This window comes from Corynebacterium maris DSM 45190 (assembly GCF_000442645.1).
Classification (GTDB): Bacteria; Actinomycetota; Actinomycetes; order Mycobacteriales; family Mycobacteriaceae; genus Corynebacterium; species Corynebacterium maris.
Genome location: NC_021915.1, coordinates 619,169 through 632,461 on the forward strand (window position 1 = coordinate 619,169; position 13,293 = coordinate 632,461).

The 13,293-nt window shown below is 67.5% G+C and carries 14 protein-coding genes; 10 read left to right on the top strand and 4 right to left on the bottom strand.

The genetic code is table 11. From position 1 onward, the window contains the following. The first annotated feature begins 106 nt into the window (after positions 1-106). Positions 107-406, top strand: coding sequence for a co-chaperone GroES (gene groES / locus B841_RS02960; RefSeq protein WP_020933999.1), 300 nt, complete (start codon positions 107-109; stop codon positions 404-406). 14 nt (positions 407-420) lie between these two features. Beyond that, positions 421-2,040, top strand: a complete 1,620-nt coding sequence (gene groL, locus B841_RS02965) for a chaperonin GroEL (RefSeq protein ID WP_020934000.1) — start codon at positions 421-423, stop codon at positions 2,038-2,040. Positions 2,041-2,109: 69 nt separating this feature from the next. Here groL and B841_RS02970 read toward each other — a convergent pair whose 3' ends face one another. Then, entirely contained in the window at positions 2,110-2,409 is a 300-nt protein-coding gene (locus B841_RS02970; RefSeq protein WP_020934001.1) for a WhiB family transcriptional regulator, read from the bottom strand. Positions 2,410-2,733: 324 nt separating this feature from the next. Here B841_RS02970 and B841_RS02975 point away from each other — a divergent pair, with 324 nt between their 5' ends. Then, entirely contained in the window at positions 2,734-3,309 is a 576-nt protein-coding gene (locus B841_RS02975; protein ID WP_020934002.1) for a sigma-70 family RNA polymerase sigma factor, read from the top strand. Beyond that, the gene (locus B841_RS02980; protein ID WP_020934003.1) at positions 3,309-4,112 is read left to right on the top strand and encodes a hypothetical protein; all 804 of its coding nucleotides are present in this window, start codon (positions 3,309-3,311) and stop codon (positions 4,110-4,112) included. Before B841_RS02975 ends, B841_RS02980 begins: the two co-directional genes overlap by 1 nt. A 7-nt stretch (positions 4,113-4,119) precedes the next feature. On the opposite strand, the gene B841_RS02985 is transcribed toward B841_RS02980, so the two are convergent. After that, positions 4,120-4,491: a DUF5319 domain-containing protein gene (locus tag B841_RS02985; RefSeq protein ID WP_020934004.1), complete on the bottom strand. Its 372-nt coding sequence runs from the start codon at positions 4,489-4,491 to the stop codon at positions 4,120-4,122. A 123-nt stretch (positions 4,492-4,614) separates the two neighbouring features. On the opposite strand from B841_RS02985, the gene guaB reads away from it, so the two are divergent. The 4 genes from guaB (at position 4,615) to guaA (ending at position 9,971) form a co-directional block, all read left to right on the top strand. Then, complete coding sequence (gene guaB, locus B841_RS02990; RefSeq protein WP_020934005.1) at positions 4,615-6,135, top strand: IMP dehydrogenase; 1,521 nt, start codon at positions 4,615-4,617, stop codon at positions 6,133-6,135. A gap of 106 nt (positions 6,136-6,241) precedes the next feature. Then, complete coding sequence (locus B841_RS02995) at positions 6,242-7,351, top strand: GuaB3 family IMP dehydrogenase-related protein (protein ID WP_020934006.1); 1,110 nt, start codon at positions 6,242-6,244, stop codon at positions 7,349-7,351. 61 nt (positions 7,352-7,412) lie between these two features. Beyond that, entirely contained in the window at positions 7,413-8,390 is a 978-nt protein-coding gene (locus B841_RS03000) for a hypothetical protein (RefSeq protein WP_020934007.1), read from the top strand. 33 nt (positions 8,391-8,423) lie between these two features. Then, positions 8,424-9,971: a glutamine-hydrolyzing GMP synthase gene (gene guaA / locus B841_RS03005; RefSeq protein WP_020934008.1), complete on the top strand. Its 1,548-nt coding sequence runs from the start codon at positions 8,424-8,426 to the stop codon at positions 9,969-9,971. Here the strand turns inward: guaA and B841_RS03010 are convergent. Next, positions 9,955-11,001, bottom strand: a complete 1,047-nt coding sequence (locus tag B841_RS03010; protein ID WP_020934009.1) for a PspC domain-containing protein — start codon at positions 10,999-11,001, stop codon at positions 9,955-9,957. The genes guaA and B841_RS03010 overlap by 17 nt on opposite strands. A gap of 112 nt (positions 11,002-11,113) precedes the next feature. On the opposite strand from B841_RS03010, the gene B841_RS03015 reads away from it, so the two are divergent. Both B841_RS03015 and B841_RS03020 read left to right on the top strand, forming a co-directional pair. After that, complete coding sequence (locus tag B841_RS03015; RefSeq protein WP_020934010.1) at positions 11,114-12,244, top strand: ATP-binding protein; 1,131 nt, start codon at positions 11,114-11,116, stop codon at positions 12,242-12,244. Continuing rightward, a complete protein-coding gene (locus B841_RS03020) occupies positions 12,238-12,876 on the top strand; it encodes a LuxR C-terminal-related transcriptional regulator (protein ID WP_041631713.1) in 639 nt (212 codons plus the stop codon). Before B841_RS03015 ends, B841_RS03020 begins: the two co-directional genes overlap by 7 nt. Here the strand turns inward: B841_RS03020 and B841_RS03025 are convergent. After that, on the bottom strand, positions 12,862-13,272 hold the full coding sequence (locus B841_RS03025; protein WP_020934012.1) for a hypothetical protein: 411 nt from the start codon (positions 13,270-13,272) through the stop codon (positions 12,862-12,864). The genes B841_RS03020 and B841_RS03025 overlap by 15 nt on opposite strands. Positions 13,273-13,293 lie beyond the last annotated feature (21 nt).

Consider the following 13,293-nt stretch of genomic DNA (forward strand, 5'->3'; position numbering starts at 1 on the left):
GAGTGCCAGTCAGGTTGTCTTACCCACAGTTGTTCACCCGCGACGACGGCTGTGCTGGCAGCGCAACCGGCACATACAACTCATTCAACTGCACGGAGGAAATATCGTGGCTAACGTCAACATTCGCCCGCTCGAGGACAAGGTCCTGGTTCAGATCGTCGAAGCAGAGACCACCACTGCTTCCGGACTGGTCATTCCGGACTCCGCCCAGGAGAAGCCGCAGGAGGCCACCGTCGTGGCCGTGGGCCCGGGCAAGCTTGACGACGCCGGCAACCGCATCCCGGTCGACGTCAAGGAAGGCGACGTCGTCGTGTTCTCCAAGTACGGCGGCACCGAGCTGAAGTACGACGGCGAGGAGTTCCTGCTCCTGTCCGCCCGCGACCTGCTCGCAGTCGTCGAAAAGTAAGGTAGGCGCCCCTTATGGCAAAGCTCATTGCATTTGATCAGGAGGCCCGCGAAGGCCTCCAGCGGGGCGTGGACACGCTCGCCGACACCGTCAAGGTCACCCTCGGACCCAAGGGCCGCAACGTGGTCCTGGACAAGGCTTTCGGCGGCCCCACCGTCACCAACGACGGTGTGACCATCGCCCGTGAAATCGACGTCGAGGACCCCTTCGAGAACCTCGGCGCCCAGCTGGTGAAGTCCGTCGCCGTCAAGACCAACGACATCGCCGGCGACGGCACCACCACCGCCACGCTGCTGGCCCAGGCACTCGTCCACGAGGGCCTGCGCAACGTCGCGGCCGGCGCCAACCCGGTCGAACTCAACCGCGGCATCCAGGCCGCGGCAGAGAAGACCGTCGAGGAGCTGAAGGCCCGCGCCACTCCGGTGTCCTCCTCCGAGGACATCGCGAGCATCGCGACCGTCTCTTCCCGCGACGCCGAGGTCGGCCGCGTCATCGCCGACGCCATGGAAAAGGTCGGCAAGGACGGCGTGCTCTCCGTCGAAGAGTCCCAGACGATCGACTCCTCCGTCGACGTCACCGAGGGCGTCTCCTTCGACAAGGGCTACCTCTCGCCGTACTTCGTCACCGACCAGGATTCCCAGCAGGCCGTCTTGGACGGCCCGGTGATCTTGCTCGTGCGCAACAAGATCTCCTCCCTGCCGGACTTCCTGCCCGCGCTGGAGAAGATCGTCGGCACCGGTAACCCGCTGCTGATCATCGCCGAAGACATCGAGGGCGAGCCGCTGCAGACCCTCGTGGTCAACAACATCCGCCAGACCATCAAGGCCGTCGCCGTGAAGTCCCCGTACTTCGGGGAACGTCGCAAGGCGTTCATGGATGACCTGGCCGTGGTCACCGGCGCGACCGTCGTGGACCCCGAGGTCGGCGTCAACCTCAGCGAGGTCGACGTCGAGGTGCTCGGCTCCGCCCGTCGCGTCACCGTGACCAAGGACGACACCGTCATCGTCGACGGCGCAGGCACCGCGGAGGACCTCGAGTCCCGCCGCGAGAGCATCCGACGCGAGATCGAGACCACCGACTCCACCTGGGACAAGGAAAAGGCCGAGGAGCGACTGGCCAAGCTGTCCGGCGGCGTGGCCGTGATCAAGGTCGGCGCAGCCACCGAGACCGAGGTCAACGAGCGTAAGCTCCGCGTCGAAGACGCCATCAACGCGGCTCGCGCAGCCGTGCAGGAGGGCGTCATCGCTGGCGGCGGTTCGGTGCTGGTGCAGATCGCCAAGCGGCTGGAGACCTACGCCGAGGAGTTCTCCGGCGAGGCCCGCACCGGCGTGCTGACGCTGGCCCGCGCACTGACCAAGCCGGCCTACTGGATCGCCGAAAACGCCGGACTCGACGGCTCCGTCGTGGTCAACCGCGTCGGTGAGATGGCCAATGACGAGGGCTACAACGCCGCTACCGGCGAATACGGCAACCTCATCGAGCAGGGCGTCCTGGACCCGGTCAAGGTCACCCACACCGCTGTGGTCAACGCAGCGTCGATCGCCCGCATGGTTCTGACCACGGAAGCATCGGTCGTCGACAAGCCGCAGGAGGAGGGCGCCGGCCACGGCGTCCACGGACACCACCACCACTAACAGCGGTTTAAAAACACCCTGGGCGTTCCTCGTGGAATCCCAGGGTGTTTTTCGTTGTGGTGGCCTCGGTTAGACCGCGACGCGGGTGCGCTTGGTGCGGCTGCGCAGCAGATTAGAGCGCTCGGACTCGGACAACCCGCCCCAGATGCCGTAGGGCTCGGCGACCTTCAGGGCGTGCTCGCGGCACATGGTGAGCACCGGACAGTCGTTGCAGATGGTCTTGGCGCGGTTTTCGCGCTGGGCGCGTGCGCGGCCCCGCTCTCCGTCGGGGTGGTAAAAGACGTCGGAATCTTTGCCCCGGCAAGAGCCGTGCAGCTGCCAGTCCCAGAAGTCAGCGTTTGGTCCGGGAAGCAGGTGCGGTTGAGCCATGGTTATTCTCCTTAGTGCCACTACAGATTTCTGGAATCGAGCGGTCGGGGCTGGTCGGACACGCGGTGATGCGGCCATTTGCCGGCGAGCGCCACGTCAGGGAGTGTGGTAGATCATGGTTAACAAAATGTGACCAAATAGTTGCCTTATCGTTCATTCCTTGTGACTCGCCTTCCTGGGCTGGCCTTGAGCTGGGGTTTTGCTGAAGGTTAAAGGTCGGTGAACTTTAGGAAATGCCTGTCAGGTGAGGGGGCGGGCGCCTCGCGGTAGTATGGATCGACCCATAAAGAAGCATGAAGAAGAACTGGCGGCTCTGGAGGCCTCGTGAGCGACACTGACACCGACCGGGAACTGGCGGAGCTTGTTCCGCTGGCGAAGGATGGGGATCGTCGGGCCCTGCAGCGGATCATCCAGGTGGTCCATCCCCGCGTACTGCGCTATGCCCGCGCCCGGATCGGCGGGGGCAAGTCACCCACCGCGGAGGACGTCGCGCAGGAGGTCTGTCTGGCGATCTCGACGGGCATCGGAAAATACGTGGACAAAGGTAAGCCGTTCATGGCTTTCGTCTACGGCATCGCCTTCAACAAGGTCGCGGACGCCCACCGGTCCATGTCCCGGGATCACTCCAACCCGACCGCCGACGTGCCGGACTCCGTCAACGACGTCGACACCCCCGAACAGCACGCTCTGGACCAAGACGGAAGTAACAGAGCGCGCGTGCTTCTCGATTCATTGAGTGAGAAGGCCCGCGAAATACTGATCCTCCGGATCTATGTCGGCCTGACCGCAGAGGAAACTGCAGCCATCGTCTCAAGCACACCGGGCGCTGTCCGGGTCGCCCAACACCGTGCCTTGGCGTCCCTGCGGAAAACCCTGGAGAGACAAGGAGCCACAGACTGATGGAGCGCAAGGACAACGAACCCACCGACGTCACCCGCCAGCTTGCGCCGTTGGTGGAGGATGACGCTTATATCACTGGCCTGTCCCGGGGCGAGGCCGCAGAGGACGATGAGCTGGCGCAGGTTTTGCTTGCGTTGCGGGACGACGTCGAGGCGCAGATGCCGCCGGCCCCGAAGGTCGAGGGCGCCGACGACGAGGCCGCCGTCATCCCGATGGCCGGCCGTCGCCGTCGTTCCCGCCCGTGGGTGCACGGCCTGATCGGCGCGGCGGCGGCGACCGTCCTCATCGCCGGTGTGGGCGTCACCTACTTAGGCGTCAGCGCGGATGATTCGGACCCGACCGTCGTCGAGTTGGCCGGCAAGTTGGATGAAATCGAGACCCACGCGGCGGACGGCGACATGGAGTCCACCCGCGTCTTGGTGGACGAGGCTCGCCGGTTGGTCTCCGACCTGGAGCGCGCGCGCCCCGCCGGCGCTCCTGCCCCGGGCACCGTCACCGAGCGTTCCGTCGCCAGGAGCACCGTCACGCTCACGGAAAGCCCCGCGCCGGCCGACGAGGCTGAGTCGGCCCCGGAGCCCACCGCGGCGGCGCCCGCCCCGGGCACGACCACCGTCACGGCGGAGCCCACCACGGTCACCCAGGTTCAAACGCAGACCCAGACTGCCACGGCCACTGCCACGGTCACGGTCACTCAGCAGGTGCCGGTGCAGCCGAACCCGCAGCCGACGCAGAGTGCGGAGCCGACGTCGCCGGCCCCGACGCAGGCGCCGGCGGAAACGCCGCAGTCGCCGCCGGGGCAGTAGTGAGGGGCTAGCGGCCCTCGCGGCCGTCGAGGTAGCCCAGGGCGTAGTCCCAGGGGACGTAGGCGTCGATGGCGGGGTCGGCGCCCGGCTCATGCACGGGGGCGAGCTCTCCGGTCAGGCTGGCCTGCATGTTCGCGGCCATGATCTCCCAGTCGTAGTAGTGCATCACGTCGCAGTCCTCGCAGAGGAAGCAGACGCCGAGGATCCCCCGGGGGAGCAGAATTTCTTGGCATTCACGGACGATCGCCAGATCGTGCAACGTGGCCTCGCGCTCTTCGGGGGTCAGCGGCACGGCCGGTTCTTCCGGCTCGAGGAAGGACGCCGGATCGTTGGGGTCGTCAGCGAACGGGTCGCGTGGCATCATCGAGTCGTAGTTCACACTGGTCACCCTATTGTGGAGGACGTTCCGGGGCAATTCCCCGTAGATTCTCTCATGGGGCGATTCGGGTTTAAGGTGTAAGCAACTCGACGAGTCCTCATAGCCTTTAAAAGGAGTGCCCTCATGACCGACCAGCGCATCCACACCGGTGGAGACGACCCGAACAAGGTTGCCCTCCGCGGACTGACTTTCGACGATGTCTTGCTGCTGCCCGCAGAGTCCCACATCGTCCCGAGCGAAGTGGACACCTCCTCCCAGTTCACCCGCAACATCCGTCTCGGTCTGCCGATCGCCTCCGCGGCGATGGACACGGTCACCGAGGCCCGCATGGCCGTGGCCATGGCCCGTCAGGGCGGCATCGGCGTCCTGCACCGCAACCTGTCCTCGGAGGAGCAGGCCGGGCAGGTCGAGATCGTCAAGCGTTCCGAGTCCGGCATGGTCAACGACCCGGTCACCGCGACTCCGGAGATGACCATCGGCGAGGTCGATGAGCTGTGCGCCCGCTTCCGGATCTCGGGTCTGCCGGTCGTCGATTCCGAGGGCACGCTCGTGGGCATCATCACCAACCGCGACATGCGCTTCGAGCGTGACACTAACCGCCCGACTTCCGAGGTCATGACCCCCATGCCGCTGGTCGTGGCACAGGAGGGCGTCTCCAAGGATGAGGCTCTGGCGCTGCTGAGCGAGCACAAGATCGAGAAGCTCCCGATCATCGACTCCGCCGGCAAGCTCACGGGCCTGATCACCGTCAAGGACTTCGTGAAGACGGAGCAGTTCCCGAACTCGTCGAAGGACTCCACGGGACGTCTGCTGGTGGCGGCGGGCATCGGCACCGGCGCCGACTCCTACGAGCGCGCCGGCCAGCTGGTCGACGCCGGCGTGGACGTACTCGTCGTGGATTCCGCCCACGCCCACAACAACCGGGTGCTCGAGATGGTCTCCCGCGTGCAGAAGGACTTCGGCGCCCACGTCGACGTCATCGGCGGCAACCTCGCCACCCGCGAGGCCGCGCAGGCCATGATCGACGCCGGCGCCGACGGCATCAAGGTCGGCATCGGCCCGGGCTCCATCTGCACCACGCGTGTCGTCGCCGGCGTCGGCGCCCCGCAGATCACCTCCATCCTCGAATCCTCCGTCCCGGCCAAGGCCGCGGGCGTGCCGATCATCGCCGACGGCGGCATGCAGTACTCCGGTGACGTGGCCAAGGCCTTCGCCGCCGGCGCCGACACCGTCATGCTCGGCTCCATGCTGGCCGGCACCGCCGAGTCCCCGGGCGACGTCGTGGTGGTCAACGGCAAGCAGTACAAGCGCTACCGCGGCATGGGGTCCATGGGCGCCATGCAGGGCCGCGGCCTGTCCGGGGAGAAGCGCTCCTACTCCAAGGACCGCTACTTCCAGGCGGACGTCAAGAGCGAAGACAAGCTGGTCCCGGAAGGCATCGAGGGCCAGGTCCCGTACCGCGGCGAGATCGGCAACATCACGCACCAGATCGTCGGCGGCCTGCGCGCGGCCATGGGCTACACCGGTTCCTCCTCCATCGCGGAGCTGCAGACCAAGCAGTTCGTCCAGATCACCCAGGCCGGCCTGCGTGAGTCGCACCCGCATGACATCACCCAGACCGTCGAGGCGCCGAACTACCGCTAAGCGCTCTCGTTGACACCGCCCGTGCCGTCAAGGCCGGGCGGTGTTTTCCTGCGCCGGTGCGGTAAAGTGAGCCTCCGACATCATCTGTGAGGATTGGGAGCAGCACATGCGCGAATACGTCGAAATCGGTATCGGCCGGGAAGCCCGCCGCACCTGGCATCTGGATGACTTGACCCTGGTGCCGTCCCGGCGCACCCGTTCCTCCAAGGACGTGGACACGACCTGGAGCATCGACGCCTACTCCTTCGACACCCCCGTGGTGTCGCACCCGACCGACGCGCTGGCGTCGCCGGAGTTCGCCAAGGAAATGGGCGTGCAGGGCGGCCTGGCGGTCATCAACGCCGAGGGGCTGTGGGGCCGCCACCGCGACCTGGACGGCGCGATCGGCCGGGTGCTGGCGGCGTCCGGCCCGCGGGAGGCCACTGGCGTGCTGCAGGAGCTGCACGCGGCCCCGCTCGATTATGAACTGCTCGCCGAGCGCATCCGCGACGTCCGCGATAGCGGCGCCACCGTCGCGGTGCGCGTGAGCCCGCAGAACGCCCGCGAAATCGCCCCGGAGGTCATCGCCGCCGGCACCGAGCTGCTGTTCATCCAGGGCACCATCATCTCCGCGGAGCACGTGGCCAAGGGCGGGGACCCGATCAACCTCAAGGAGTTCATCGGCTCCTTGGAGATCCCGGTCATCGCCGGCGCGGTGTCGGACTACTCGACCGCGATGCACCTGATGCGCACCGGCGCGGCCGGGGTCATCGTCGGCGGCGGCACCAACACCTCGGCCGCGGCCCTGGGCATCGAGACCCCACTGGCCACGGCCATCGCCGACGCCGCGGCGGCCCGCCGCGAGTACCTCGACGAGACCGGCGGCCGCTACGTCCACATCATCGCGGACGGCGAGCTGCGCACCTCCGGCGACATGGCCAAGGCGATCGCCTGCGGCGCGGACGCCGTCATGCTGGGCACCCCGCTCGCGGCCGCGGAAGAGTCCGCCGCGCCCGGACACTTCTGGCAGTCCTCGGCAGCCCACCCACGGTTCCCGCGCGGCGTGATCGAGCAGGTCACGGACCAGCGCGCCACCCTGGAGACAATCCTGCACGGCCCCTCTGCGGACCCGCACGGCCTGCAGAACCTGGTAGGTGGCCTGACCCGCTCCATGGCGAAGTGCGGTTACACCGACCTGAAGTCCTTCCAAAAGGTGGGCATCTCCGCGAGCTTCTGATGCAGGAGTAGTCTGGGGCGGTATTTCCGTCGCAGCAACGCAGAAAAGGGGTCGACGCCCAGTGCCCGCACCGTCGCCGCAGTCCCGTCCCGCCGTCGTGTCCCTCCCGCAAGGGGAGCCGGACCTGCCGGAGGTGGCACGGGAAATCCTCGAGGCCGGTCGCCCCGCCGTCGGCTACCTCAATGACCGCGCGCTGGTGGCCGTCACCCCGCTCACCGACGACGGCCGGCTCGCCGTCGAGATCCCGCCCCGGGCTGACGCCGTCGGGGACGCCCCGGATACCCGTAATTCCTATGAGCGGTGGCAGTGGGAGGCCCTGCCCGCCGAGGTGGCCACGCACGGCCCGCCGCACCTCGAAGACGAGCTGCTCCGGGAGTTCCACGAGGAGCTGGAGAAGTTCATGGCGGCGTGGCGGGACACCGCCCCGGCCACCGAAGACCCGGGGGAGCGCCTTGCCGAGGAGGCCGCCGCGGCCGCTCGGGTGGGCGCGGAGATGGCAGCCCTCGAGGTCTCCGGGCCGGAACGCACCCTGTTGCTCGCACCATTGCAGTCGTGGGTAACGATGCACGGCATCGTCGACGAACATGTCGCGGAACTGTCGGAACTCGTGGACTCCCTGCGCCGGGCCGGTTCCCGCGCCGGTTTCCATGTCGCGCTCGCGCGGTTGCACGCCCTCGCCGCCGACGTCGAGCCGAGTCCGCAGCTCATCGCCGCCCTCCGCGTCGACGCCGACGATCTCGCGGCCCGGGCAGTGGAGCGGGAACGGTTGGCCGCGCGGGTGGGAGCCAAGGTGCGGTCGCTGATTTCCCTGATGGGGGTGCCGGGCGACGTCATCGCCGGCTGGCTGGAGGACACCGACTTTGCTTCCTTCCCTCCGGGGGTCCACCGGCTGGTCGAAGAAGTCCGCTCTGCCTCGGAGAACACGGCGGCGTCGATAAGCGAGTTGGATGCGCTGGCGGAACGTGTGGCAGGGGAGCCCGGCCCCAATCCAAAGGGTGTGCGGGATCGGGTGGAGGCGGTGGCCGCTCACCTCGGCTAAGAAATCCAGGGACAGCGTAGTAGGATCAGGTTTGTGATTCAGCAGACCCCTCAGCCCGTTCTCGTCGTCGATTTCGGTGCGCAGTACGCTCAGCTCATTGCCCGCCGTGTGCGCGAGGCCAATCTCTACTCCGAGGTCATCCCGCACACCGCCACCGCCGAAGATATTCAGGCGAAGAACCCGGCCGCCCTGGTGCTCTCCGGTGGCCCGTCGTCCGTCTACTCGGAGGACGCCCCGTCGCTGGACCCGGAGGTCTTTGAGCTGGGGATCCCGGTCTTCGGCATCTGCTACGGCTTCCAGACCATGGCTCAGGCTCTGGGCGGCACCGTCGCCGAGACCGGCAAGCGCGAGTACGGCCGCACCCAGCTGATGATTGACGGCGGCGCGCTGCACGAGGGCGAGACCAACATGGTGTGGATGAGCCACGGCGACGCCGTGACGGAGGCCCCTGCGGGCTTCACCGTCACCGCCTCGACGAACGGCGCCCCGGTCGCGGCCTTCGAGAACCTCGAGAAGAAGATGGCCGGCGTGCAGTACCACCCGGAGGTCAAGCACTCCCCGCACGGCCAGGAGGTGCTCACCCGCTTCCTCACTGAGGTCGCCGGCCTGGAGCCGACCTGGACTGCGGAGAACATCGCCGAGCAGCTCATCGACGACGTCCGCGAGCAGGTGGGCGACGGTCACGCCATCTGCGGACTGTCGGGCGGCGTGGATTCGGCGGTGGCCGCCGCCATCGTGCAACGCGCCATCGGTGACCGTCTGACCTGTGTGTTCGTGGACCATGGATTGCTGCGCAAGTATGAGCGTCAGCAGGTGGAGACCGATTTCGTCGCCGCCACCGACGTCCGACTCATCACGATGGACGAGTCGGAGGCTTTCCTGGCCAAGCTGGCCGGCGTCTCCGAACCGGAGGCGAAGCGCAAGGCCATCGGCAACGAGTTCATCCGCGCCTTCGAACGCGCCGTCGCCCAGGCGATGGACGGCAAGGAGGTCGAGTTCCTGGTGCAGGGCACCCTGTACCCGGACGTCGTCGAGTCTGGCGGCGGCAACGGCACCTCCATGATCAAGAGCCACCACAACGTCGGCGGTTTGCCGGATGACGTGGAGTTCAAGCTGGTCGAGCCGCTGCGTCTGCTGTTCAAGGACGAGGTCCGTGCGGTCGGCCGCGAGTTGGGGCTGCCGGAGGCCATCGTCGGTCGCCAGCCGTTCCCGGGCCCGGGCCTGGGCATTCGCATCATCGGTGAGGTCACCAAGGAACGTCTTGACCTGCTGCGTGACGCTGATTTCATCGCGCGTGAGGAGATGACCGCCGCCGGCCTCGACGACCAGGTCTGGCAGTGCCCGGTGGTTCTGCTCGCCGACGTCCGTTCCGTCGGCGTCCAGGGTGATTTCCGCACCTACGGCCACCCGATCGTCCTGCGTCCGGTCACCAGCGAGGACGCCATGACCGCGGACTGGGCCCGCATCCCGTATGAGGTGCTGGAGAAGATCTCCACCCGCATCACCAACGAGGTGGAGGGGGTCAACCGCGTCGTGCTCGACGTGACCTCCAAGCCGCCGGGAACTATCGAGTGGGAATAACCTCGAGTTCCCCGACCTGACCGCCGCCGATGTGGAGCGTGAGCTCTGCGCCGGCGGCGTCGTCGTTGTACTGCCCGGAGGCGCAGGAGCGGTCGCCGAGGCCTTCGTTCTCGCTGCAGACCAGGGTGGTGGGGACGTCTTGGGGGAGGTAGACGGTGGTTTCCCCGATGCCCGGGTGCACGGCGACGGTGCGGGCGGAGTCGAGGCTTTCCAGCCCCCGCAGGTCCAGGGTCAATTCGCCGACGTCGCTGTTGTAGTTGTCGGCCAGTTGCTCCGTCGTGGTGGGGGCGTGATTTTGTTCGCCGACGTCGTAATTTCGCGGAAGGAACCAGCTGGCGGCCAACGAGACCAGCAGTAGGGTGACGGCGAAGCCGCCGAACACCCACAGCCATATTTTCGGACGCTTCTTCTTCGGGGTTTCCCGCGGCGGGGGCTCCGGCAGGTCCCAGGCGAAGGGGGCGGTGCCCAGCGGGTCCCACGCCGGCGGCGTCTGGCGCGGCGTGTCGTAGCCCTCGGGATAAGTGAAGCCGCTGAGGTCCACAGGCTGCGGCATGGGGTCGGGGGCCTGCGTGATCAGGCCCGCGGGCGGGAGCGGCTCTTTCAGATGCAGCCCCCACCAGGCGACCAGCAGGGCGACGATGCCCAGCAGGGCGGTGGCGCCGAGCCCCCCGGTGCCCAGTGTGAGCACCCCTGAGAAGAGGACGAAGAAAATCAACAGCCACCAGCCGGCGGGGCGCTCTTTCTTTTCGACGTCGTCAAGCCGGTCGCTCGGGCGGGCGATGGCCTGGATCGGGGCGACGGACATGCCGTAGCGCGGCATGCACAGCCAGGCCAGCAGGTAGGCCGCGACGCCGCCGCCGACGGACAGCGTGGCGACGACGAAGGCGATGCGGACGATGGCCGGATCGATTTGATAGCGCACGCCGATGCCTTCGGCCACGCCGGCGACCTTGGCGTTTCCGCCTTGGTCGGAGGGGATTCTGGGTGGGCGGGTCTCCCACATGCGGGTGATGGTCTCTTGGAGGCTCATGGTTTAAGTCTGTCCCGGCCGGCGGGGAAAAGGTATCGGGGTCTGCCCTGATTTTTGGGGCTCAGGGTTTGCCCTGATGTGGGGAAAACCGGGCCGTGGGAAGATGAATCTTATGACGATTTCCCCGCCGGCAGAGGCCTATCCCACGTACACGCGCCCCACCCGGCACCGCGTGATCGCTGGGGTGGCCGCCGGGCTCGCGCTGCATCTGCGCGTCGACGTGCTCTGGGTGCGCCTCGCCTTCGTGGTGCTCACGGGTCTGTCCGGCCTGGGGGCCCTGGCCTACGCGGGGTTGTGGGTGTTTACCCGGCAGGCGGAGCTCGACGCCGCCCCGCCGGAGAGGCGCTCGCTCTCCCGCGGCGCGTATTGGGTGTTGGCGGCCGTGGGCATGGCGGTGGCCGCGCTGGCGGCGACGACGGTGACCAACCTCCCCGGGTGGGCGCTGCTCCCGCTGGTGGTCGTGGGCGCGGGCGTGTTCCTGGTGTGGCGGGGCTACGACCGCGGCACCGGTGTGGTGGGGTCGTTGCTCGGCGGCGCCGCCCTGATGCTCGCCGGCCTGGTGTCCGGGTTGGCGGTGTGGAACACGGGCACTGCTTTTGTGGGGGCGATGTTCGCCGTGTTGTTCACGCTCGCCGGGGTGGCCGTCTTCGCGGTGCCGGCGTTGGTGAAGGTGCGGGACTCGTTGGCGGAGAAGGCCGCCGCGGAGGAGCGCGAGGAAATCGCCTCCCGCCTGCACGACTCGGTGCTGCAGACGCTGGCGCTGATCCAGAAACGCGCCGATGACCCCACCGAGGTGGCGCGTCTGGCCCGGGGGCAGGAGCGTGAGTTGCGCACCTGGCTCTTTGAGCCGCAGGATTCCGTCGAATTGACCGTCTTCGGGGCCGTGGACAAGGCCGCCGGCGAGGTGGAGGATCTGTTCGGGGTGCGGATCGCGCCCGTGACCGTGGGCTCGGATCAGTCGCTGGGCGAGGCGACGCAGGCGGTGGTGTTGGCGGCGAGGGAGGCGATGGTCAACGCGGCGAAACACGCGGGCGTGGACAAGGTGGACGTGTATGCGGAGGCTTTCGACGGGCTCGAGGTGTTCGTCCGCGACCGGGGCAGCGGCTTCGATCCGGAGGGCATTCCGGAGGATCGGCACGGGATCCGGGATTCGATCCGCGGGCGCGTGACCAAGGTCGGCGGCTCCGTGGAGATCAAGAGTGCGCCGGGGGAGGGGACAGAGGTTATTCTGAAGACATGGTGAAAGTCTTCCTCGTCGATGATCATTCCGTGTTCCGCTCCGGTGTGCGGGCGGAGTTGTCCACGAAAGTCGACGTCGTCGGCGAGGCGGGCACCGTCACCGAGGCCGTGGCCGGCATCGGGGAGACGGATCCGGACGTGGTGCTCCTCGACGTCCACATGCCCGACGGTGGCGGCCTGGCCGTGATCAAGGGCGCCCCGGAGGCAACGTACCTGGCGTTGAGCGTGTCGGACGCGGCGGAAGACGTCATCGCGATCATCCGGGCAGGCGCCCGAGGCTATGTCACCAAGAACATCGAGGGCGATGAGCTGGCGGAGGCCATCGGCCAGGTGCACTCCGGGGACGCGTATTTCTCGCCGCGGCTGGCGGGTTTCGTGTTGGACGCGTTCGCCGGGTCGGTGGCGGAGGAAGAGGAACAGGCGCCTGACCCGGCCGTCGATACGCTCACCCGTCGAGAACTTGACGTGTTGCGCCTGCTGGCGCGCGGGTACACGTACCGGGAAATCGGCAAGGAATTGTTCATTTCCGTGAAGACGGTGGAGACGCACGCCTCCAACATCTTGCGGAAGACCCAGCAGTCCAACCGCCACCAGTTGACCCGTTGGGCGCACTCGCACGGGTTAGACGAAGGCTAATCGACGGCTGCCGTCCACGTGCGGGAAAAGTTGGTAGGCGAACCCGAAGCCGATCAACCAGACAGCGAGTGCTCCCCACCAGGGGAAACTGGCGATCGGGGCGAGCATGGCCAGCAGCCACCAGATGAACACCGGGATGATCTGCTGCACCGTGGGGAACATGTCCGTGCCGTGCATTTCTGCGTAGGCCTTCATCCTGGCACGGTAGGGGTGCCGCAGCGTCAACAGGATGGCCAGCGCCGCGGCGGCCACGGCGAACGCGACGGCCGCCCCCATGGCGGTCTGCGAGGCCAAGATGGCCACGGAAAAGCCCACCAGCACCGACGCCCCGACGCGCACGAGCGGCGGCGTGGGGATCGGGGTGTGATGGCTGCGCATGTTGCTATAAGCGTCCATGCTGGTCAACGCTAGCAGTCG